Origin of the sequence: Micromonospora sp. CA-249363 (genome assembly GCF_050950185.1) — a bacterium.
Classification (GTDB): domain Bacteria; phylum Actinomycetota; class Actinomycetes; order Mycobacteriales; family Micromonosporaceae; genus Micromonospora.
Genome location: NZ_CP192020.1, coordinates 1,323,615 through 1,346,353 on the forward strand (window position 1 = coordinate 1,323,615; position 22,739 = coordinate 1,346,353).

The window sequence follows — 22,739 nt, forward strand, 5'->3', positions numbered from 1 at the left end:
CGTGCTCCGGTCCGCGTGTGCCGGTTCGCGTGCTCCGGTCTTCGTGTCGCACTGCCGCCGCCACTGAAAGTAAGGAACGCCGGCCTGCCCGTCGTGCTCTCTTCGCCCTTTGCTCTGCTTCAATATACGCAACACCATGCTGAGCTGCAGAAATTCGATGCGCACAGCGGGAGCGGGGTAACCCGACGTAACTGTTGCCTCCGTTGAAGCAGAGCAAAGGCTGCGGACGCACCGTCGGCTCGCGGCTCGCGGCTCGCGGCTCGCGGCTCGCGGCTCGCGGCTCGCGGCTCGCGGCTCGCGGCTCGCGGCTCGTGGCTCGGGCTGGGGCTGGGGCTGGGGCTCGGCAGGGCAGGCGGGCGGGTACCGCCGAAGTCGGCGGGTGACCAGCGGGAACTCGCGCTCAGCGGGTCGGGGTGGGGGTGACCGAGGCGGGCGCGCCGGCGCTCGGGTCCTGCACGATGTGGCGTTCCAGGTTGACCTGGGCCTGGCCGGTGCCGCCCACGGTGATGTCGTCGTACGCCTGGAGCATCTTCTGCTGGTCGAAGTAGAGCACGCTCATCGACAGCGGCGTGGGCTTCTCACCCTCCAGGCCGCGCAGCCCCGCCCCGCCGGTGGACCCCTCCACGAACAGGGTGGTTGGCTGCTGACCGGGTGCCTGCGGCAGCTTGGAGACCTGCCGGGCGTGCGTGTGGCCGGCCAGCACCAGCGGGCAGGTGCCGGCGAGCGGCCCGGCCGACGCCGGGTCGTGCACGAGGGCGATGTTGACCGGCCGGGGTGAGCTGCGGATCGTCGCGGCGAGCTGCTCACCCGCCCCGATCACCTGGTCGGCGACCTCCTGGGTCAGCCCGCTGCCGGCCGGTGAGGTGTTCTTGTCCGGGGTGAAACGCGGGTCGCCGATGCCGGCGATGGTCAGCCCCGCGACCGTGGTCGTCGTGTTGTTCAGCACGATCGCGTTCGGTTGGCGCGCCACGGCGGCGCCGGTCTTGCCCGAGTCGTGGTTGCCGCGGATGAACACGTACGGCTTCTTGAGCAGGCTGATCGAGCCGACGAACGACGCCTCCGGCTCGCTGCCCCAGTCGGTGATGTCGCCGGTGTCGATGACGACGTCGATGCCGAACTGCTCCACCACCGTGCGGATCAGTTGCCAGCCCGTCGGGTTGAGGTGCATGTCGGAGACGTGCAGGACGCGGGTGGTGCCCGGCGCGGGGTCCAGCACCGGCAACGCCGACACGGTCGTGTAGAGCTGACTGACGTTGCCGACGATGCGTTGTAGCTGCTCGGCGTACTTGGTGTAGTCGTTGGCGATGCGGCGTGCGTCACCGACGATCGCCGGCGCGTTGACCAGCAGACCCTCGTAGCGCGGCTCCTCGATCGCCTGCGGGCGCAGCGTCGCGGCGGCCGTGCCGAGGCTGCCGGCGGTGACCAGCAGCGCCAGGCCGCCCGCCCAGGCCGTACGCCGCACGTCCCGGAAGACCAACGCGGCCAGGATGAGGGTGACCAGCACCGCCGAGGCGAGGGTACGCAGACCGAGCCGCATCACCCCCGAGCGCACGTCCTCCACGGCGCTCTGGCTGGCCCGACTGATGCTCGCCGGGTCGTCGAGCAGCGCCTCGGTGCGCCCCTGATCGAGCGCGCCGAGTCGTACCGTGAGGTGCGTCGGCCCGCTGTGACTGTCGATCAGCAGCGCGCCCAGCGGTGGCACGTCGATGGTCGTCCCGCCGTCACTGGCCGGCGACAGGGTGAGGTTGGCCCGGAACGGCCCGATGTCGGTGTTCACCCGACCGCCGGCCAGCACGCCGAGCGCCGCCCCGGCCAGGGCCACCACCAGCACGGCGAGGATCATGCCCGTGCGCCGCACCGGCCCGCCGGGGCGACCGATCCGTCGGCGGGTCGGGCGCGACGGCTCGCCACCGGTCACCGGGTCGTCCCGGCCCTCGGCGTCGTCGTGCTGCTCGTCGCGTTGCCCGTCCATGCTGAGATTCTGACCTGCCCGTCGGGGGATCTTGGCAAACCTGGGCGGAAGGTGACGCAGGTCAGCTGCGGCCGCCGTCGCCGCCGGCGAAGACCACCCGCAGGAGACGGTCGTCGTCGGCTGCCGGATCGCCCCGCCCGTCGTGGTTGGAGGTGCTCACCCAGAGCGAGCCGTCGGGCGCGGCGGCCACGGCGCGTAGCCGCCCGTACCGGTTGGTCAGCAGCTCGCTCGGCTGCCCGAGCAGTGTGCCGGTGTCGGTCAGCTCCATCACCCAGAGTCGCTTCCCGCGCAGGCAGCCGGTGACCAGCAGCCGGTCCGTCGCGGCCAGCCCGGAGCAGGACGCGTCGGACGTCGCCCACTGCGTGATCGGGTCGGTGTAGCGCTTGTCGCCGGCCCGCCCCTCGACCTCCGGCCAGCCGTAGTTGCCGCCCTTGGTGATCTGGTTGATCTCGTCCCAGGTGTTCTGGCCGAACTCGACGGCGTACATGCGCTTGGCCGCGTCCCAGGCGAAACCCTGCACGTTGCGGTGGCCGAACGACCACACCGGCGAGTTCGGGAACGGGTTGCCCGGCGACGGCTTGCCGTCGGGAGTGATCCGCAGGATCTTGCCGCCGAGGCTCTTGGTGTCCTGCGCGTTGGGCCGCTCACCCGCGTCACCGGTGCTGACGTAGAGCTGCCCGTCCGGCCCGAAGCCCAATCCGCCGCCGTTGTGCACGTTCGCCTTCGGAATGCCGGTGAGGATCGGGGTGGGCTGCCGGCCGAGTTGCAGGCGGGCGACCCGGTTGTCCTGCTCGGCGGTGTAGTAGACGAAGACCGTCCGGTCCTGGGCGTAGCCGGGGGAGACGGCGATGCCGAGCAGGCCACCCTCACCCGCCGCCGCCACATCGTCGATCGTCTGCACGGCCCGGACCCGCAGCCCGTCCGGGCCGGACTCCGGGCCCACCTGAAGGATGCGGCCAGTGTCCCGCTCGGTGACCAGCGCGCCGCCGTCGGGCAGGAACGCGATGGCCCACGGCACCCGTAGTCCCTTGGCCAGCACGGTGGTCACCGCCTGCTGGCCCGCGCCGCCGGGGTTCGCCGACGCCGACGGGGTCGGCAGGTTGGGTGGCTCGCCCGCCGGATCGGGCTCCGGCTCGCCGAAGCTGCAACCCGAGGCGAACAGCAGCGCCGCGCAGGACGCCGCGAGGACCACCCGGAGGCGGCGGACGCGAGGGTACGAGTGACCGGCTCTCACTCGGCCCAGGGTAGCCCGCCGAACGGCCCGGCCGGGGTCCACCGCTCTCAGCGGGCTCGGACCGCCAGCAGCGCCGTGTCGTCCTCGCGGCGGTGGATCGAGGCGAGCAGCAGGTCGCACAGCTCATCCAGGGGCAGCGTGTCGGACCGGCTCAACCTGTCCACCAACTCGGCGAGCCCGTCGTCGATGGACCGGTCCCGACGCTCGATCAGCCCGTCGGTGTAGAGCAGCAGCGTGTCTCCGGGGGCGAGGCTCGTCGACCGGCTGGTCCGTGGCGTTGGCCGGGCCAGACCGAGCAGCGGCTCCGGCGCCGCCTCGAGCACCTCCACCGTGCCGCCCGCACGGACCACCAGGGCCGGCGGGTGCCCGGCGTTGCACCAGGTCACCTCGCGGATTCCGGAGCGCTCAGGGCGGATGCGCACCAGCGTGGCGGTGGCCGCGATGGGCAGCCGCAGACCACGGATGGCGTCGTCCAGATGGCTCACCAGCGCCCCGACGTCGTCCCGCCGTCCGAACGCGTTGCCGCGTACCAGGTTGCGGAGCTGACCCATGGTCGCGGCGGCCTCGATGTCGTGCCCGGCCACGTCCCCGATCGCCGCGATCAGGTCGCCGTCGGGCTGCACGAAGGCGTCGTACCAGTCGCCACCGACCTCCACCCGGTCGGCGGCCGGCTGGTAACGGGCCGCCAGCTCCAGCTCCGGTACGAGCGGCAGCCGCGGCAGCATGCTGTGTTGCAGGACTTCGGCGACGTGCCGCTGCTCGCCGTACATCGAACTGTTGCCGATGGCCTGCCCGGCGCGGCGGCCGATGTCCACGGCGGTGAGCAGGTCGCGGTCGTCGAACTGCTGGCGGCCCGGGGCGTTGACCAGGGTGATGGCGCCGAGCACGGTGCCCCCGGCAGCCCGCACCGGCACGCTGAGGTACGAGGCGATGCCCAACCGCTCGGCGATCACCGGCAGCTCCGGATCCGTGGTGCCCCGGGCCACGTCGGCAGGCGACGCCATCGGACCGAGCCGGGGCTGGCCGGTCCGCATCACCGCGCGAATCACCGACTCCTGGTTCAGGCCGGTCCGCAGCAGCGCGGCGAAGCGGTCGACGTCCGGCGTCCGGGCCTGGTCCTCGTGCGCCGCGACGACCTCCCGGGGCTGTCCCGTGGGCCCGGCGAGGATGAGCACGCACCAGTCGGCGAGCACTGGCACCATCGCGGCGGCGAGCCGGCGCAGCGACGTGCCCACGTCCAACGTGCCGGCCAGCGTCTCGCTCACCCCGGCCAGCAGTTCCAGGCGCTCGTGCGCCTGCACCACTCGACGACGCGCCTCCTCGGCCCCGTCCAGCGCGATCCGCAGGCGCAACTCCGACGAGCAGGCCGCCGCCAGGTCGGACAGGGTCCGCAGTTGTCCGGCGGTCCACGCCCGGGGCTTGTTGTCGATGGCGCACAGCGACCCGAGCACCCGGCCGGAGAGGTCGGTCAACGGCATTCCGGCGTACGCGACGACGCCGAGGTCGTCGATGGCCAGATTGTCGCGTACGCGGGGGTAGAGCCGGGCGTCCGGCAGCACCATCGGCACCTCGATGTCCACCACGTGCTGGCAGAACGAATGGCTCAGCGGGGTCTGCCGCCGCTGCGACCACGGCTCCGGCAGACCGACCGCGCCCGGGAAGAACTGCCGGTCGGCGGAGACCAGTGAGACCAGCGCGACCGGTACCTCCAGCAGGTCGCTGACCAGTCGGGCGAAGCGGTCGAACGCCTCGTCCGGGGCGGCGTCCAGGCCCGTGTCGGCGAGCGCACGCAGTCGCGCCGCGTCGCCGAGCGCCGGAGGTGGGGCGGGCGAACGTCGCGCGTGGGCGGGGGAGCCGTCGGTCATCGAACACCTGTCTGCCGGGACGGAGGCGGACCCGCCCTCCGACTCTCGGTTATACCTCGTCACGGACGGGTCGGACACCGGTGTGTCGTGTCTCGCCCGGGGCGCGGGTTCCCGCCGTGCGCGCGCCGGCCCTCGTGGCGACGGCTATCGTCGGCGGACGTGAAGGTATGGATTCCGCACCAGGCCGGCCTGGACCTCGTCGGCGAGCTGCCTCCGGGCGTGACGGTGGAGGTCGCCGAACGCGCCGACCGCCTGCCGTCGACCGTGGCCGACGTCCGCTTCTGGGTGCCGCCGTTCCTGAGCGGTTCGGACGCCACCGCTCTGCTGGATGAGCTGCCCGACCTGGAGGTGGTGCAACTGCTCTCCGCCGGGGCGGACGCCTGGGTCAACCGGATGCCCGAGGGTGTCACGCTCTGCGACGCCCGGGGGGTGCACGATCCGTCCACCGCCGAGTGGGTGGTCACCGCGATCCTGGCTCAGCTCCGGGCGTTTCCCGCCTTCGCCCGCGCGCAGGCGCAGCGGCAATGGGCGTACGACGGCAACGTGCCGACCGACGAGCTGAGCGGCAAGCGGGTGTTGATCGTCGGTGCCGGCTCGATCGGCGCGGCGGTGCGCGATCGGCTCGCGCCGTTCGGGGTGAGCTTCACCCTGGTCGCCCGCAGTGCCCGGCCGGAGCAGTCGGTGCACGCCGTCGCGGAGCTGCCGCGACTGCTGCCCGCCGCCGACGTGGTGGTGGTGCTGGTGCCGCTCACCGACGAGACCCGCGGTCTGGTCGACAAGGACTTCCTGGCCGCGATGCCCGACGGGGCGCTGTTGGTCAACGCGGCCCGAGGTCCGGTGGCCCGTACCGACGCGCTCGTCACCGAACTGGCCACCGGCCGGATCTCGGCCGCGCTGGACGTCACCGACCCGGAGCCGTTGCCCGCCGAGTCTCCCCTGTGGACGATGCCGAACGTGCTGCTCACGCCGCACGTTGCGGGGTCGGTGCGGGGTCTGCTGCCGCGTGCGTACCGGCTGGTCGGTGAGCAGGTGCGGCGGTTCGCCGCCGGTGAGCCGCTCACCAACACGGTGGTCGACGGCTACTGAGCCGGGGCCGGTGGTCGAACCGCACGGGCTCAGGCGCCGGGCGTTTCGGCGGAGTCGTCCGGCAGGGTCTGGCCGGTGGCCGAGACCAGGCGGGGCAGGTCCGTGCCGCGTACCGCCGGTAGGAGGACCTGCTGGCCGTCGTCAAGTCGGGCGACGGCCCGCCCCCGTGCGTCGGTGACGAACTCGACCACGCGGTCCCAACCGATCCGGCGCTGCCCGAACAGCGCCCGAAGGCGCAGCTCGCGGGGATCGGCGTCGGTGCCGGCCCGCCAGGCCCACACCCCGACGCCGAGCGGCACGAGCAGCACCGGCAGCAGGTACGCCCGGGCGTTCGCCAGCGGCAGCGCGCCGATGAAGGCGATGACCGCGGCGACCAGGATGGCTTGGTTGAAACGGAAGCGGACCGTGTCGGGCGTACTCACTCCGCGATGATCCCACCCCTGGTCGGCGGGGGTCGCGGCGGGCGGTGTCACCGGGGCCCGCACGCCGTACAGTGACACGAGTCACTGCTTCGTGCCGATGGCCGACGCGTAACCAATCCGGTCGCCGGTCGTTTCCCAGTGTTGGGCAGCGGACTCGCAACATCCGCCGCCCTGCGCCACCGCGACACCACCGCAACACACACCGCTCCACCCGCGCCGCCGCACCGCCCCGTGCCCCCTCACGAAGGCGACCGCCGTGCTCCTCGCGTACCCGTTCCGTTTCCTCGCCCCCCGCCGGGCGGCCCCGGAGGCCGCCGTGTCCACGGCCGTGGCGCTGCTCGTCCTCGCCGGCGTGGCCGGGGTGGTCCCGACCCCGGTGGTGATCGCGTTGGCCGGTGGCGCGGGCGCCACCCTGGCCGGCGTACGACTCTCCCGGCTCGCCGCCCAGCGGTCCACCGCACCGCCGTCGACCGGCCCGTCGGGGCGGGTGGGGGCGGTCCTGCTCGACGCGGCGGTGGTGGCGGCCGGCTGGGTCGCGGCGGCGCTGCCGCTTGTCGACGCCCGGCAGCGCGCGGTCGCGCTGCTCGGGTCGCTCACCGTCGCGGCCCTGTCCGTGAGCGGGGTACGTCGGCTCCCGGCACGGACGCCCGCGCCGACCCGACTGCGGGCGTTGGTCGAGGCGACCGGCCCGACGGTCGGTCTGACCCTCGCCGGGTGGTTGCTCCTGCCCGTCGGCACTCTCCCCGCGCCGGCCCGGCTGCTCGCGGCGCTGGTGCTGGCGGGGTTGGGCATCGCCGCGCTCAGCGCGTTCACGGGTGTCGGACGGCGCTCGGGCCACGCGATCTGCCGGGGAGGCCTCCTGCTCACCCTGATCGGCCTGGCGCTGTTGACGATCCTGCCGCCGGTGTCCTCGGGGCGCGCGTCGCTTCTCGCGGTGCCGCCGCTGGTGCTCGGCATGCTGCTGACCGCCCTGGGCGCGACAACGGCGGTGACGTCGGCCAGCTCGACGCCGCCGGCCGCTTCACCCACCACGACCTGGCCGCGGGCGGTGCTCCCGGCGTCGGTGCTGCTGCTCGCGGCGGGCCTGCACCTCGGCTCCGGTCGCACTCCGGACCGAGTGAGTCTGCTGCTCGCCCTGGCGGCGGTGCCGCCTCTGGTCCTGCGGGAGCTGCTGCGCGGCGGTGACGCGGGCGTACCCGAGCGGCCCGCCGCGCACCGCCGGGTCGCCGCCCACCCGGTCCGCCACCCGGAGCCGCAACCGCCGTGGCAGGCCACGACACCTGATTCGTGGACTCCGGCGGCCGACGCCGACGCCACCTGGCCCGACACGGGTGTCTCCTGGTCGCGCCATGGTCTCGGCCCGGCCGGCGACGGGCCGGGGGACCGGGCGGCCCTGCTCGCCGCCCTCGCCGCGATCGGTGACGTGTCCGCGCCGGCCGGTGCGCTGCTGCTGGTGGAGCTGCACGGCATCGAGGGGCTGGGCCCGGTGGCCCGCGAGGACGCACTTGCCGAGGCCGCCCTGCGGGCGCGGGCGGTCGTCGGGCCCGGCGACCTGGTGACCGCCTGCGCCGGCGCCGGTTTCGCGGTGGTCACCGGCGCGGGGCCTGTGTTGGCGTACGCGCTGGGCACCCGGCTGCTGGCCACGCTCACCTCGCCGTACCGGTTGGCCGGTTCGGTGCTGCGCGTGCAGGCGAGCATCGGGCTGGCCGAGGTGGGTGGGTCCGGGCCGGCCGACGTGCTCCGTCAGGCCGAGCTGGCCCGGCGGCGGGCGGTGCAGCTGGGCCGGGACCGGGTCGAGTGGTACGACGCGTTCCTGGAGGAGCAGCTGGTCCGTCGGCTCGACCTGGAACGCGAGCTGCCGGGCGCGGTCGCTCGGGGCGAGCTGGACCTGGTCTACCAACCGGTGCTCGACCTGACCGACCGGCAGCCGGTGGGCGCCGAGGCGCTGCTGCGGTGGCGTAGCCCGGTGCTCGGCACGGTGCTCCCGGCCGAGCTGCTGCCGGTCGCCGAGGATCTGGATCTGGTCGGCGAGTTGGAGTGGTGGGTGCTGGACCGGGCCTGCCGGCAGTTGGCCGCCTGGTCGGCGGGCTCCCGGGAGCTGTGGATGGCCGTCAACGTGACCACCCGCGAGCTTGCCACGCCCGACTTCGTGCAGCGCACCGCAGCGATCATGGCCGCGTACGGGGTGCCGCCTGAGCGCCTGGTGGTCGAGGTGGCCGAGCCGAGGATCGCCGCCGACCTGTCGACGGTGGTCGCGCGGCTGGCGGGTCTGCGGTCGCTGGGCGTACGCACCGCGCTCGACGACTTCCGGCCCGAACACGCCTCCCTGGCCCACCTGCGCCGGCTGCCGATCGACCTGCTGAAGGTGGGGCCTGACCTGGTCGGGGCGGAGCCGACCGGGCAGCCGCCGCTGATCGACGTGGTGGTCAACGTCGGTGAGCGGTTGGGCGTGGAGATCGTTGCCGAGGGGTTGGAGTCGCCCACCCAGGTCGAGGGGGCCCACCGGGCCGGCTGCCGTTACGGGCAGGGCTTCGCGCTGTCCCGCCCGGCGACCGCCGAGCGCGTCGAGGCGTACTTCGAGGAGTTTCCCTCGGCGTACCGGTGATGAACCGGTTCACCTCCGCTGCGGCGGTGCGGTGCTGCCGCGCGCCGTCAACTGCGGCGTCTCGTCCCGCAACCGGCTCGCCGGCTCGCCCGCGATGACGCCGAGCAGGTGCCGGGCCGCGTGCGCGCCGTACGCGGAGATGTCGCGGCCCAGCGCCGTCAACGGTGGGTGCACCAGCCGGCACAGCGGCGAGTCGTCCCAGGCCACGATGGACAGGTCGGCCGGCACGCTCAGGCCCATCTCCTGGGCCACCGAGAGCCCCGCGATGGCCATCACGTCGTTGTCGTAGACGACCGCGGTGGGGCGCGCGGTCGCGCTGAGCAGTCGTCGGGTGGCCCGCCCGCCCTCCTCGCCGGTGTAGTCGGAGAAGACGGTGACGGTCTCGGTCAGCCCGAGTCGTCGGCACACCGCCGCGAAGGCGTCGGTACGGATCTCGGTGTGCCGCAGGTCGGGCAGGCCACCGACCCGGGCGATCCGGCGGTGCCCGAGCGCGACCAGGTACTCCACCGCCTCGGTCAGCGCCGCCGCGTCGTCCGACCAGAGGCTGGCCAGCTCCCCGGTGCCGTCCGGCCCGCCGATGACCACGGCCGGTAGGCGCAACTCTTCCAGCGCGGGGATGCGCTCGTCGTCGGTGCGCAGGTCGCAGACGAGGACCCCGTCCACCCGGCGCTCGCCCCACCACCGCCGGTAGACGGCGATCTCGGCGTCGTGGTCGGCCACCACCTGCAACGTCAGCGCGTACGAGCGGGCCGAGAGTTCGGCCTCCACGCCACTGATCAGCGCCATGAAGAACGGTTCGACGCCGAGCGTGCGCGCCGGCCGGCACAGGGCCAGGCCGACGGCCCGGGCGGTGGCGGCGGACAGTGCCCGCGCGGCGCTGCTGGGGCTGAAGCCGATCTCGGTGGCGATGGCGAGGATGCGCTGCCGGGTGGCCTCGGAGACGCCGGGTTGCCCGTTCAACGCGTACGACACGGCGCCCTTGGACACCCCCGCGCGTCGGGCGACGTCCGCGATGGTCGGCCGCTTCACCGGCGTGCTCCTTAGCGGTTCAGGGGTTTTGACAGCCCGGAGGTCGGATCGTACGGTGGCTGAGCTTATCCGGTTCAGCTAACGTCTCGATCACGAAGGTGCGGTGAATCGTGAGCCGACAGGCCCTGCACGACGGCTGGACGCTGCGGGCGGCATCCGGGGTGGACGTACCCCCGGAGATCGCCGACCGGCCCGTGCCGGCGACCGTGCCCGGGTGTGTCCACACCGACCTGCTCGACGCCGGGCTGATCCCCGACCCGTACCTCGACGACAACGAGCTGTCCCTCGCCTGGATCGGCCGCGCCGACTGGCGCTACCGGACGACCTTCCAACCGCCGGCGGGCGACCATGACCGCGTCGACCTGGTCTGCGGCGGCCTGGACACCGTTGCCACCGTCAGCGTCAACGGCGTCGAGGTCGGCCGTACCGAGAACATGCATCGGAGCTACCGGTTCGACGTCCGCGCGCTGCTGCGCGACGGCGACAACGAGCTGACCGTCGCGTTCGACTCCGTGTACCGCTACGCCGAGGCGCAACGGGACCGACTCGGCGACCGGCCCAACGCGTACCCGGAGCCCTTCCAGTTCGTCCGCAAGATGGCCTGCAACTTCGGCTGGGACTGGGGGCCGACGCTGGTCACCGCCGGCATCTGGCAGGACATCGGCCTGCACGCCTGGTCCACCGCCCGGCTGGCCACCGTCCGCCCGCTGGTCACCCTCGACGGCCGCGACGGCCGGGTCGAGGTGCACGTCGAGGTCGAGCGGGCCTCGGACGTCCCACTGACCGTCCGGGCCGCCGTCGGCGGTGTCCGCGCCGAGGCGGTCGTCGAGGCCGGGCAGCGCACGGCCGTGCTGACCCTCGCCGTCCGCGAGCCCGCGCTCTGGTGGCCCCGGGGGTACGGCGAGCAGGCCCGCCACCTGCTGGACGTGACCCTGCACGCGCCGGATGGCGAGACACTGGACGCCTGGTCGCGGCGGATCGGCTTCCGCACCGTCCGGCTGGACACCACCCCCGACGAGCACGGCACCCCGTTCGCGCTCTCGGTCAACGACGTGCCGGTCTTCGTCCGGGGCGTCAACTGGATCCCCGACGACGCGTTCCCCACCCGGATCACCCGCGAGCGGCTCGCCGAGCGGTTCGCCCAGGCCGCCGACGCCAACGTCAACCTGCTGCGCGTCTGGGGCGGCGGCCGGTACGAGTCGGAGGACTTCTACGACCTCGCCGACGAGCGCGGCCTGCTCGTCCAACAGGACTTCCTCTTCGCCTGCGCCGCGTACCCCGAGGAGGAGCCGTTCGCCACCGAGGTGGCCGCCGAGGCCGCCGAGCAGGTCACCCGCCTGACGCCACACCCGTCGCTGGTCCTCTGGACCGGCAACAACGAGAACATCTGGGGCTGGCACGACTGGGACTGGCAGGAACCGCTGGCCGGGCGCACCTGGGGGCGCGGCTACTACCTCGACGTGCTGCCCCGCGTCGTCGGCGAGCTGGACCCGACCCGTCCGTACTGGCCGGGCAGCCCTTGGTCGGGCACCGAGGCGATCCACCCCAACGACCCGGCGCACGGCACCACCCACATCTGGGACGTGTGGAACACCGACGACTACACGAAGTACCGCGAGTACGTGCCGCGCTTCGTGGCCGAGTTCGGCTACCAGGGCCCGCCCACGTACGCCACCCTGCGGCGGGCGCTCAGCGACGAACCCCTGGCCCCCGACTCGCCGGGCATGGCCCACCACCAGAAGGCCGTCGGCGGGGACGCCAAACTCCAGCGCGGCCTCGACGCCCACCTGCCCCCTCCGGCCGACTTCGACGACTGGCACTACCTCACGCAGCTCAACCAGGCGCGGGCCATCCAGCTCGGGGTGGAGCACTTCCGCTCCCATCGCAGCGTCTGCGCCGGCACGATCGTCTGGCAGCTCAACGACTGCTGGCCGGTGACGTCCTGGTCGGCCGTCGACGGCGACGGCCGCCGCAAACCCCTGTGGTACGCGCTGCGCCACGCGTACGCCGACCGTCTGTTGACCGTGCAACCCCGCGACGGCGGTGGACCCGCCGGCGGTGGCGGTCCCGCCGGTGCTGGGCTGGCCCTCGTCGCGGTGAACGAGACCGGCGAGCCGTGGACCGTGCCGGTCACGGTTACGCGGGTCACCCTCACCGGGGAGCCGAGGGCGAAGACCTCGGTCGACCTCGACGCCCCGCCGTACTCCTCGGTGACGCTGGCGCTGCCGGCGGAGCTGGCGCGGCCGGACGAGAGCCGTCGTGAGCTGCTGGTCGCGGAGGCCGGCGACACGGCGGAACGGGCGCTGTGGTTCTTCGCCGAGGACCGGGACGTGCCGTGGCCGACGGCCGCCTGGGACGCGACGGTCGAGCCGGTCGACGGTGGCCAGCGGGTCCGGGTGACGGCGCGCACGGTGCTGCGCGACCTGACCCTCTTCCCGGACCGGCTGGACCCGGGGGCCACTGTGGACGACGCGCTGGTCACGCTGCTGCCCGGCGAGTCGACCACGTTCACCGTGCGGTCCGGCGCCCCGCTGGACCCGGCGGCCCTGACCACCCGACCGGTGATGCGCGCCGTCAACGACCTGACCTGACTCCCCGCCTCACGTTCCCGCCGATCTTGCAGTTTCTGTCGTCGATACGGGTGAAATACCCGTTGTGTCGGCACAGAAAGTGCAAGATCGCGAGAATGGCGAGGTTCCGACCCTTTCCGCGTGGTGTCGGATCCCGGACTCTCCCGGCGGCAGCGAGGTTGGCGTCCGGGGCCAAGAATGGTGACCGTCCAGGGCGGATCGGCCCGGGGAGGTGCTGGGTTGACGGAAGGACCAAGCCCGGCGGTGCGCCAAGGGGCGGCTACCACGGTCGCCCGTTGGGTGGAGGTGCATCGCCTTGCGGTGGCGGGCCGGGAGCCGGCCATCGCCCGACAGCTTGGGGATCTGGTATCGGCGGTGTGGCTGCCCCGGTCGCGGTTCGCGGACGTCGCGGCGGTGGCCAACGCGACGTTGACCCTCGGTCCGTACCCGGGAGCCCTCTTCGACCTGGCGCGTGCGCAGTCGGCGACCGGTCAGCCCCGGCAGGCCCTGGGCAATTACCAGCAGGCCCTGCACCTGTACCGCGAGGAGGGCGACCGCGGCAACGAGGGGGCGACGCTCAACGACATCGGCGCCGCCTACGACCGACTCGGGGATCGGGAGCGGGCGTTGACGTACTTCGGGCAGGCGCTGTCCATCACCCGCGAGGTCGGCGACCGCGTGGGCGAGGCGACAGCGCTCAACAACATCGGCGCTGCGTACCGCCGGCTCGGGGACTGGGATCGGGCGCTGACCTACTACCAGCAGGCGCTCCCCATCGCACGCGAGGTCGGCGACCGAGAGGGCGAGGCAGCCACCCTGAGCAACATCGGCATCACGTACGCCAACTGGGGAGATCGGGAGCAGGCGCTGGCCCACTATGCACAGAGTCTCCCCATCCAACGGGAGATCGGTGATCGCGCCGGCGAGGCGATCACCCTCAACAACATCGGTCGCATGTACGGCCGCTTCGGGGACCAGGAACAGGCGCTGGCGCACTACGCGCAGGCCCTTCCCATTCGACGTGAGGTCGGTGACCGGGGCGGTGAGGCGGCCACCCTCAACAACATCGGCATGGCGTACGAGCGGCTCGGGGACGTGCAGCGGGCCCTGACCTATTACGAGCAGGCGCTGCCGATCGCACGCGAGGTTGGTGACCCCAACGGCGAGGCGACCACCGTCAGCAACATCGGCATGGTGTACGACCGCCTCGGCGAGCCGGAGCAGGCGCTGGCGCACTACGCGCGGGCCCTGGCCATCCAGCGGGAGGTCGGCGACCGCGTGGGTGAAGCGATCACCCTCAGCAACTCCGCGACGGTCCGATTCCACCAGGGTGACCTCGTCGGCGCGAAGGACGCGTTCGACAGGGCGCTCGAGGCCCTGCGTGCCGTCGGCGATCGCAGGTCCGAGGCGGCGGCCAGCGCCAACATGGCGGTCCTGCTCTTCACCATGACGCAGATGGACCAGGCCGTCGAGTACCAGCGTCGCGCGGTGCGCCTGGCCGAGCAGACGAACCATCCGGAGCTGGATCAGATGCGAGCGATCCTCGCCCAGATGCTCGATGCCGGCGGGGGTGAGCGGTGAGCACTGTGGCTGGGGGAGGAGACCACTGTGGCGGGTGACCTGAACACGTACGAGCTGGAGATCTTCGAACGGACCTCGGACCACTCCGAGCTGCGCCTGTCGCCAGGCGGGGGACGGCCGAAGACCCGTGCCCTGGACCAGACCGCCATCGACCAGCTCATCGAACGGGTGGAGCGCCACTACAGCCCGCACTCCGTGGTTCAACAGGTCTTCGGCTCCCCGCACCTACGCGACCTCGGGACACGGCTGGCCGCCTTCCTCGACGGCGACGAGCGGTGGCTGACCCCGATCCTGCATCAGCCGCCCGGCGCCACACTCCGGATCACCGGCGCGGGGCGGCTACGGCACCTGCCCTGGGAACTGCTCGCCGCGGACGGCGCACACCTCGCCGTCTCCGGCGCGGCGCCGCTGCTGCCGGTACGGGCCGCGGGCGACGACACCGCCCGCAGAGGGCCGGTCGCTCCGGGAAACCGGCCGCTGCGGGTGCTGTTCATGGCCACCTCTCCCGAGGGCGTCGAACCCGAGCTCAGGTACGAGGCCGAGGAGGCCGCCATCCTGGAGGCCACCGCCCGCACCGGCGCCGAACTGGTCGTCGAGGAGAGTGGCACCCTGAACGGGTTGCGCCTGCTCAGCCGCGACTACGGCCCGGGATACTTCGACGTCCTGCACCTGAGTGGCCACGCCACGATCGACGCGGACGACCAACCCGTCTTCCTGATGGAGGACGAGTTCGGCGGACGCGTCGACGCCACCGCCGACCAGATCGTCCAGGCGATGGCCGGGCACTGGCCGCGCCTGATCTTCGTCTCCGGCTGCCTCACCGGCAACGCTCCCCATGCCGGCGCGTTCCCCTCCATGAGCGAGAGCCTGGTCAACGCCGGCGCACCCGCCGTCCTGGGATGGGCGCTGCCGGTGAGCGACCTCGCCGCCACCGAGTTCGCCGCCGAGCTCTACCGGTCCCTGGCCGACGGGGTGTCCCTCGACCGGGCCATCGTCGAGGCTCGGCAGCACCTGTACGCACGCCAGCACGGCAACTGGCACCTGCTGCGCGTCTACGCCGACTCATCGCCGCTCGCCCCCATGGTCACGCCTCTGCTCACCAGGGGACGTGCGCGGACCCGCGTCCGCCCCGCCGACCAGGACTTCCTGGACCCGCAGACCCATCTGTCCCGGGTTGCCCCCCGCGCCGCCTTCGTCGGACGACGGCGCGTCATCCAGCGCTGTCTGCGTACGCTCAGAAGGCCTGCGGGCAGCGCCGACGCGGCCCAGGCCCTTGTCCTGCAGGGGATGGGCGGCCTCGGTAAGAGCAGCCTCGCCTCCCGGCTGCTGGAACGGATGCCCAACCACCAGCGCGCCGTCTGGTACGGCCGCGTCGACCTGACCAGCTTCCGCGACCTCGCCACCAAGGTGTCCTTCCCCACCCTGGAACAACAGGTCGAGGCGGACCGGCTGCTGGCCAACGACGAGGCGCCCCTCGTCGTACGCCTCCGGCACCTGCTCGACGTCGACGGGTCACTCGGGCAGACCGCCTGCCTGTTCGTCTTCGACGACTTCGAGGACGGCAACCTCGACGAACGCGACGGCGGGCATGTGCTCTCCGCGGAGATGGCGGAGATCCTCCCGGCCCTGCTCAAGGCCATTCGCGAGACGGGCAGCCCCAGTCGAGTGGTGATCACCAGCCGCTACCGCTTCCCCACCCCGGCCGGAACCGTCGTGGTCGAGTCGCTCGAAACCCTCAACCCGACCGAGCAGGCCAAGAAGCTCGCCAACCTGCCGAACCTGCGTCCGCGATCCTCCGTCGACCCGGACATCCGCGAGCGCGCCGTCCAAGCCGCGGCCGGCAACCCCCGCCTGCTCGACTGGCTCGACCTGATCGTCGGCGACGGCACCCTCGACGTCGACGGTCTCATCGGCGCCATCGAACGGGAGACCGACAAGTTCCGCCGCGAAACCATCCTCGCCAAGAACCTGCTCGGCTCGCAGGACCCGGAACTGCAACGGATGCTCGCCAAGGTCAACGTCATCGAACTGCCCGTACCCGCCGAGACCGTCCGGGCCGTCCACGATCACCCCGACGCCGGCCGGCACATCGAGCGTGCCGTCCAACTCGGCCTGCTCGAAGAAGGCACCGACCCGGAGAGCGGCCAACCCCGGTACTTCGTCTCCAACGTCCTGCGCCCGCTGATCCGTCCGCTACTCAGCGACGACGAACACACGCAGGCCTGCGCCGCGGCCGCCCGCAGCCTCTACGGCATCTGGGTCGTCGACGCGGCGCCCGGGTCCACGTCGTGAACACCCAGGCCCGGTGGGTGGAGGTGCACCGGTTGGCGGTGGCGGGCCGGGAGTCGGGCATCGCCCAGCACGTCGGAGACCTGGTGTCGAGGGTGTGGCTGCCCCGGTCGCGGTTCGCGGATGTGGCCGCCCTTTCGCGCGCGACGCTGACTCTCGGTCCCGACGCCGGCGCGTTCTACGACCTGGGGCGCGCGCAGTCCTCGACGGGGCAGGCTCGGCAGGCCCTGGCCAGCTACGAGAAGGCTTTGCACCTGTATCGCGAAGCCGCCCACCCCGGCAACGAAGCGGCCACGCTGAACAGCATCGGCGTGGTGTACGGCCGGTTCGGGTACAGCGAGCGGGCGCTGGACTACTTCAATCAGGCTCTTCCTCTGCACCGTGAGGTGGGTGATCGCGCCGGCGAGGCGACCGCCCTGAACAACATCGGCGTCGAGTACGACAGGCTGCAAGATGGTGAGCAGGCGCTGGCCTACTTCGATCAGGCTCTTCCCATCCGCCGCGAGGTGGGCAACCGCGCCGGCGAGGCGATCACCCTGAGCAATATCGGTGCCGTGTACGAGAGGCTCGGCGACGGGGAGCGGGCGTTGGCCTATTACGGGCAGGCGCTTCCCATCCACCGGGAGGTGGGTGACCGTGCGGGCGAGGCGACCACCCTGAGCAACATCGGTGCCGTGTACGAGAGGCTCGGCGACGGTGAGCAGGCGTTGGCCTATTACGGGCAAGCGCTTCCCATCCAGCGCGAGGTGGGTGATCGCGCGGGCGAGGCGGTCACCCTGAGCAGGGTAGGTGCCGCCGAGAAGCTGCTCGGCGATCCGGAGCAGGCCCTGGTCTACTTTGGGCAGGCTCTGCACATCTACCGGGAGGTGGGTGATCGCGCGGGCGAGGCTCTCACGCTGAATCACATCGGCCTGACGTACGCCACCCTCCGGGATGCGGAGCGGTCGATGGCCTACTACACGCAGGCCCTACCCGTCCAACGGGAGGTGGGTGACCGCTCCGCCGAAGCGGTCATCCGCTACAACATCGGGATGCTCCACCGGGTGGCGGGCGATCTCGACGAGGCGATCCGTGAGCTGGAAATCGTCGTCGATCTCGATCGCCAGGTCGATCACCCGGACCTGGCATCCGACACCGCCATGCTCGAACAGCTGCGCGAAGAACGCAGAAGGGCGCAGGACGCGACCTGACCTGCCCGCGCCCGGGCTCGCGCCTGCCGAGCGTCTGGTCGGTGGGCCCACCGCGTGGACTCGCGCCGACAACCGGTCCGAAAATGGGCGTGATGCCTCACGACCAGGCCGCGACCGCCGGGCCTGCGGCCTGTCCTATGACGATCAGCTCGGGGCCGCCATGCGGGCGCAAGCATGATCGCGCTCGAAACTGGATGTAGGTGCTTCGAGACGAACGCGAGGCCACTACATCCAGGTTGTTGCGCGATCTTGCGGCCGCACCTTCCTCAGGTGGCGAACGCCCACCCCAAGATTCGCGCAACTTCCCTGTTGTTGCTGCCTTCCGTGCGCCGTAAGCAGCAACAACAGGGAAGTTGCTCAGATCTTGGCGCCGGAGCGCCGGAGCGCCGGAGCGCCGGGGTGCCGGCCCGAGCTACGCGGGGCTGTGGTGGGGCGTGCGGCGTACCCGTGGCTCTGATCGACACGAGATCGCCGATGTCGTGGCATCCCGTCGAGCGGATACCGCGCCATCGGCGACGTCGCGCCGATCGAGACCGGCCTACTCGGGGACGCGGCGGTAGGCGCCGTCGCTGGCCGAGGTGGCCATTGAGGCGTACGCGCGCAGCGCCGCCGACAACGGTCGCTGCCGGTCGGCCGGGGTGTACGGCTTGTCGCGCTTCTCCTCCGCCACCCGACGTGCCTCCAACTCGTCGGCGGGCACGTTCAGCTCGATCGACCGGGCCGGGATGTCGATGACGATCTCGTCGCCTTCGCGGACCAGGGCGATCAGACCGCCGGAGGCGGCCTCGGGGGAGGCGTGCCCGATGGAGAGGCCGGACGTGCCGCCGGAGAAGCGACCGTCGGTGAGCAGCGCGCAGGACCGGCCCAGCCCGCGACCCTTGAGGAACGAGGTGGGGTAGAGCATCTCCTGCATGCCGGGGCCGCCCCTGGGGCCCTCGTAGCGGATCACCACGACGTCCCCGGCGACGACCTCCTTGGCCAGGATCGCGGTGACGGCGTCGTCCTGCGACTCGTACACCTTCGCCGGGCCGCGGAACGTCAGGCAGTCGTCCGGCACTCCGGCGGTCTTCACGACGCAACCGTCCGGGGCCAGGTTGCCGTGCAGGATGGCCAGGCCGCCGTCGGCGGAGTACGCGTGCTCGCGGTCGCGGATGCAGCCCTCGGCGGCGTCGGTGTCCAGCGTCGACCAGCGGTTGGTGGTGGAGAAGGGCTCGACGGTACGCACCCCGCCCGGCGCGGCGTGGAACAGCTCGACCGCCTCGGGCCTCGGCGAGCCGCCGCGCACATCCCAGTCGGTCAGCCACTGGGCCAGGGAGGGGGAGTGCACGGCGTGCACGTCCCGGTTGAGTTGCCCGGCCCGGTCCAGTTCACCGAGGATCGCGGGGATGCCGCCGGCGCGGTGCACGTCCTCCATGTGGTACTTGGGGGAGTTCGGGGCGACCTTGGCCAGACAGGGCACCCGCCGGGAGATGGCGTCGATGTCGGCGACGCCGAAGTCCAGTTCCGCCTCGCGGGCGGCGGCGAGCAGGTGCAGCACCGTGTTGGTGGAGCCGCCCATGGCGACGTCGAGGGCGACCGCGTTCTCGAAGGCGGCCTTGGACGCGACGGTGCGGGGGAGCACCGAGTCGTCGTCGCCGTCGTACCACCGCTTGGCGATGTCGACGACGGTCCGGCCGGCCTCGACGAACAGCGACCGGCGCGCGGCGTGGGTCGCCAGCGTGGAGCCGTTGCCGGGGAGCGCGAGCCCGATGGCCTCGGTGAGGCAGTTCATCGAGTTGGCGGTGAACATGCCGGAGCAGGAGCCGCAGGTGGGGCAGGCGGAGCGCTCGATCTCGCCGAGCTGGTCGTCGGTGACCGCCTCGTTCGACGAGGCGATCATGGCGTCGATCAGGTCGATCTTGCTGTGCACGATGCCCTCGATCGCCGCCGTCTTGCCGGCCTCCATCGGGCCGCCGGAGACGAAGACGGTCGGGATGTTGAGGCGCAGCGCGGCCAGCAGCATCCCCGGGGTGATCTTGTCGCAGTTCGAGATGCAGACCAGGGCGTCCGCGCAGTGCGCGTTGACCATGTACTCCACCGCGTCGGCGATCAGCTCCCGGCTCGGCAGGGAGTAGAGCATGCCGCCGTGCCCCATCGCGATGCCGTCGTCGACCGCGATCGTGTTGAACTCCCGACCGACGCCGCCGGCCTCGGCCACCGCGTCCGCGACCAGGCCGCCCATGTCCTTCAGGTGTACGTGACCCGGCACGAACTGGGTGAAACTGTTGGCGATGGCGACGATCGGCTTGCCGAAATCGTCATCGGTCATCCCGGTGGCCCGCCAGAGGGCCCGGGCGCCGGCCATCGTCCGACCGTGTGTGGACGTCCTCGATCGCAGCTCAGGCATGCGTACCAGCATGACACCGCCGCCGCGAAGCAGCCTGCGGTAGAGGGGCCGTGTCCCAACAGATGCACATGCGGTCTCCCGCGATGTGCGCTCATCCGGCACTCTTGTTGTCGTGCATCTCCCCCCGGGCATGGTCGCCGTCGCGGCGCTGAGCGGGCTGGTCGCGACCGTGGCCACCGCGCTGCTGACCGTGGTCGCCCGGCAGCGGACCGGGCCGCGTCGTCCGGCGCACCTGCTGCTCGCGGCAGCCGCCGGGGTGTCCCTGGTCAGCCTGCTGGCCGGGGTGGCGGCGGTGCTGTCGGCGAGCGACCACTGGGCTCACGAGCAGGGGCAGCGGACCGGATGGGCCACCGCGGCGGCGATCGGTACGGCGCTGGCCGGGCTGGCCTTCGCGGCCGGTCTGCTCCGGCTGCCGGGGGTCGCCGCCACCGCCGCGGGGACCGCCCGGCTCGCTCTGGACGGCGTCACCGTGGCGGCGGCGCTGTGGTTCGTCGGCTGGGTGCTCTTCTCCGAGCCGACCCGCCTGCTCGGCGCCGCCACCCCGATGGCCTGCCCGGCGATCCTGGTGACGACGGTGAGCGCGGCGCTCGGCGCCGGCCTCGCCGTGATCGTCGTCTTCCGGGCCGCCGCCCCGCGTCGCCGGCTGGCCGTGCTCGCGACCGGAATCACCGCGGTGAGCTGCGGCGGGTTGGGCCTCAGCGCGGGGCTCTGTCAGTCCGGGCCGACCATGGCGCTCACCGGCGCGGCGCTGCTGTCGGCCGGACTGCTGACCGTCGCGCTCGAGGTGCGCCGGGCCGACCAGCCGGGCGAGGTCGCGCTGGATCTCATCGGTCGGGACGGTGAGTACGCCCTCGCCCCGATGCTGGCGATGGCGGCCTCGGCGATGTACCACCTGCTCCAGGACGGCCGCTTCACCGCGCCGGGCATTCTCGCCGGCAGCGTGGAGGGCTTCGCCCTGGTGGCCCGGCAGTACCTCACCCTCAAGGACGTCCGGGACTACGCGGGCCGCCTGGTCGAGCGGGAGGCGCACTTCCGTGAACTGGCGCACACCGACCCGTTGACGTCGTTGGCCAACCGGCGCGGGCTGCTGCGGGCGTTGCACGACAGCGCGGCGGCGGGCACGCCGTGCGTCCTGCTCGGTCTGGACCTGGACGGCTTCAAGAACGTCAACGACATGCGGGGCCACGACGTGGGTGACGCGGTGCTGGCCGAGGTCGGCCGCCGGCTGCGTGGCAATCTGCGTCCGGGCGATGTGGCGGCCCGGCTCGGCGGCGACGAGTTCGCCGTGCTCATGCCGGCCCGGCCCGCCGAGGCGGACCGCGTGGCCGAGCGGCTGCTCGGGGTGCTGAACCGCCCGTACGACCAGCCGGAGGGCCCGGTCTTCCTGTCCGTGAGCATCGGCGTGGCCGGGTGGGCCGCCGAGCCGGACGTGGAGTTGCTGCTGCGCCACGCCGACCTGGCGCTGCGCTACGCCAAGCAACGCGGCAAGAACCGGATCGAGCGCTACGACGCGGCGTACGACCAGTTGCTGCGCCGCCGTACCACCGTCGAGCACGAGCTGCGGGGCGCGATCGACCGCGACGAGCTGCGGCTCGCCTTCCAACCGGTGGCGTCGCTGCCGTCCGTACGGCCCGTCGGCGCCGAGGCGTTGCTGCGCTGGCACCACCCCGAGCTGGGCAACGTCCGCCCGGACGAGTTCATCCCCCTCGCCGAGGAGGGCGGGATGATCTCCGCGCTCGGCGCCTGGGTGCTGCACCAGGCCTGCTACCAGCTCTCCCGTTGGCTGGCCGACGGGCACGACGTCTGGGTCTCGGTGAACGTCTCGCCGCGTGAGCTGCACGCCCCGGAGTACGTGGTCCAGGTCGCCGACGCCCTGCGCGCCCACCACGTACCGCCGCAGCGGCTGGTGCTGGAGGTCACCGAGCACGCGGTCGCCACCGACCTGGACGAGCTGATCCGGCGGTTGACCGCGCTGCGGCTGACCGGCGTACGGATCGCGTTGGACGACTTCGGCGCCGGGTACTCGTCCCTGGGGCAGCTACGCCGGCTCCCCATCGACATTCTCAAGATCGATCACAGCCTGGTGGCCGAGCACGAGCCGGTCCGGCCGGTGGGCCGGGACGGTCCGGCGTTCGCGCCCATGGTCGACATCGTCATGCGGCTGGGCCACCAGTTGGGCATGGAGGTCATCGCCGAGGGCGTCACCACGCCGACGGAGCTGGCGGCGGTGGTCGCGGCGGGCTGTCGGTTCGGTCAGGGAGCGCTGTTCGGCTGGGGGGTGCCCGCGGAGCACCTGGAGGCGATGCTGGAGGCGGCCACCTCGCCGGGCGCGCGGCCCGGTGCGGTGCCCGCCCAGCGCCGGCCAGCGAGTGGGTCGGGGCAGGTCATGCCGCCTGGCGGCGGCGCGGCGTCGTCCGAAACGCCGCCGTCCGTTAACCAACATGTGGGATCAGTTGACTCATCGCGTGAGATGCGTCAGGCTTAGCCGCATGTCGTCGTACCGGTCGCTG

At 72.5% G+C, this 22,739-nt stretch carries 13 protein-coding genes; 7 read left to right on the forward strand and 6 right to left on the reverse strand.

Annotated features, from left to right (window positions below):
• Positions 1–400: 400 nt before the first annotated feature.
• The 3 genes from ACQPZK_RS06280 to ACQPZK_RS06290 all read right to left on the reverse strand — a co-directional run bounded on the left by ACQPZK_RS06280 (position 401) and on the right by ACQPZK_RS06290 (position 5,071).
• Positions 401–1,972 (reverse strand): metallophosphoesterase, encoded by a 1,572-nt coding sequence (locus ACQPZK_RS06280; protein ID WP_433537383.1) that lies wholly within the window; start codon positions 1,970–1,972, stop codon positions 401–403.
• Positions 1,973–2,033: 61 nt separating this feature from the next.
• Complete coding sequence (locus ACQPZK_RS06285) at positions 2,034–3,206, reverse strand: PQQ-dependent sugar dehydrogenase (protein ID WP_433537384.1); 1,173 nt, start codon at positions 3,204–3,206, stop codon at positions 2,034–2,036.
• A 47-nt stretch (positions 3,207–3,253) separates the two neighbouring features.
• The gene (locus tag ACQPZK_RS06290; RefSeq protein WP_433537385.1) at positions 3,254–5,071 is read right to left on the reverse strand and encodes a SpoIIE family protein phosphatase; all 1,818 of its coding nucleotides are present in this window, start codon (positions 5,069–5,071) and stop codon (positions 3,254–3,256) included.
• A gap of 159 nt (positions 5,072–5,230) precedes the next feature.
• Between ACQPZK_RS06290 and ACQPZK_RS06295 the strand changes: the two genes are divergently transcribed.
• On the forward strand, positions 5,231–6,157 hold the full coding sequence (locus tag ACQPZK_RS06295; protein ID WP_433537386.1) for a 2-hydroxyacid dehydrogenase: 927 nt from the start codon (positions 5,231–5,233) through the stop codon (positions 6,155–6,157).
• Positions 6,158–6,186: 29 nt separating this feature from the next.
• Here ACQPZK_RS06295 and ACQPZK_RS06300 read toward each other — a convergent pair whose 3' ends face one another.
• Entirely contained in the window at positions 6,187–6,579 is a 393-nt protein-coding gene (locus tag ACQPZK_RS06300) for a PH domain-containing protein (protein ID WP_433537387.1), read from the reverse strand.
• Positions 6,580–6,835: 256 nt separating this feature from the next.
• Between ACQPZK_RS06300 and ACQPZK_RS06305 the strand changes: the two genes are divergently transcribed.
• On the forward strand, positions 6,836–9,184 hold the full coding sequence (locus ACQPZK_RS06305) for an EAL domain-containing protein (RefSeq protein WP_433537388.1): 2,349 nt from the start codon (positions 6,836–6,838) through the stop codon (positions 9,182–9,184).
• Between the two features lie 9 nt (positions 9,185–9,193).
• On the opposite strand, the gene ACQPZK_RS06310 is transcribed toward ACQPZK_RS06305, so the two are convergent.
• Positions 9,194–10,213, reverse strand: coding sequence for a LacI family DNA-binding transcriptional regulator (locus ACQPZK_RS06310; protein WP_433537389.1), 1,020 nt, complete (start codon positions 10,211–10,213; stop codon positions 9,194–9,196).
• Between the two features lie 110 nt (positions 10,214–10,323).
• Here ACQPZK_RS06310 and ACQPZK_RS06315 point away from each other — a divergent pair, with 110 nt between their 5' ends.
• From ACQPZK_RS06315 to ACQPZK_RS06330, 4 genes are all read left to right on the forward strand, one after another.
• Positions 10,324–12,804 (forward strand): glycoside hydrolase family 2 protein, encoded by a 2,481-nt coding sequence (locus ACQPZK_RS06315; RefSeq protein WP_433537390.1) that lies wholly within the window; start codon positions 10,324–10,326, stop codon positions 12,802–12,804.
• A gap of 354 nt (positions 12,805–13,158) precedes the next feature.
• A complete protein-coding gene (locus tag ACQPZK_RS06320; RefSeq protein WP_433537391.1) occupies positions 13,159–14,364 on the forward strand; it encodes a tetratricopeptide repeat protein in 1,206 nt (401 codons plus the stop codon).
• Positions 14,365–14,391: 27 nt separating this feature from the next.
• Positions 14,392–16,656, forward strand: coding sequence for a CHAT domain-containing protein (locus ACQPZK_RS06325; protein ID WP_433537392.1), 2,265 nt, complete (start codon positions 14,392–14,394; stop codon positions 16,654–16,656).
• The gene (locus ACQPZK_RS06330) at positions 16,653–17,843 is read left to right on the forward strand and encodes a tetratricopeptide repeat protein (RefSeq protein ID WP_433537393.1); all 1,191 of its coding nucleotides are present in this window, start codon (positions 16,653–16,655) and stop codon (positions 17,841–17,843) included. The genes ACQPZK_RS06325 and ACQPZK_RS06330 overlap by 4 nt, the downstream gene beginning before the upstream one ends.
• Positions 17,844–18,381: 538 nt before the next feature.
• Here ACQPZK_RS06330 and ilvD read toward each other — a convergent pair.
• Positions 18,382–20,229 (reverse strand): dihydroxy-acid dehydratase, encoded by a 1,848-nt coding sequence (gene ilvD / locus ACQPZK_RS06335; protein WP_433537394.1) that lies wholly within the window; start codon positions 20,227–20,229, stop codon positions 18,382–18,384.
• Positions 20,230–20,359: 130 nt separating this feature from the next.
• Here ilvD and ACQPZK_RS06340 point away from each other — a divergent pair, with 130 nt between their 5' ends.
• Positions 20,360–22,714: a putative bifunctional diguanylate cyclase/phosphodiesterase gene (locus ACQPZK_RS06340; RefSeq protein WP_433539124.1), complete on the forward strand. Its 2,355-nt coding sequence runs from the start codon at positions 20,360–20,362 to the stop codon at positions 22,712–22,714.
• The last annotated feature ends 25 nt before the right edge of the window (positions 22,715–22,739 follow it).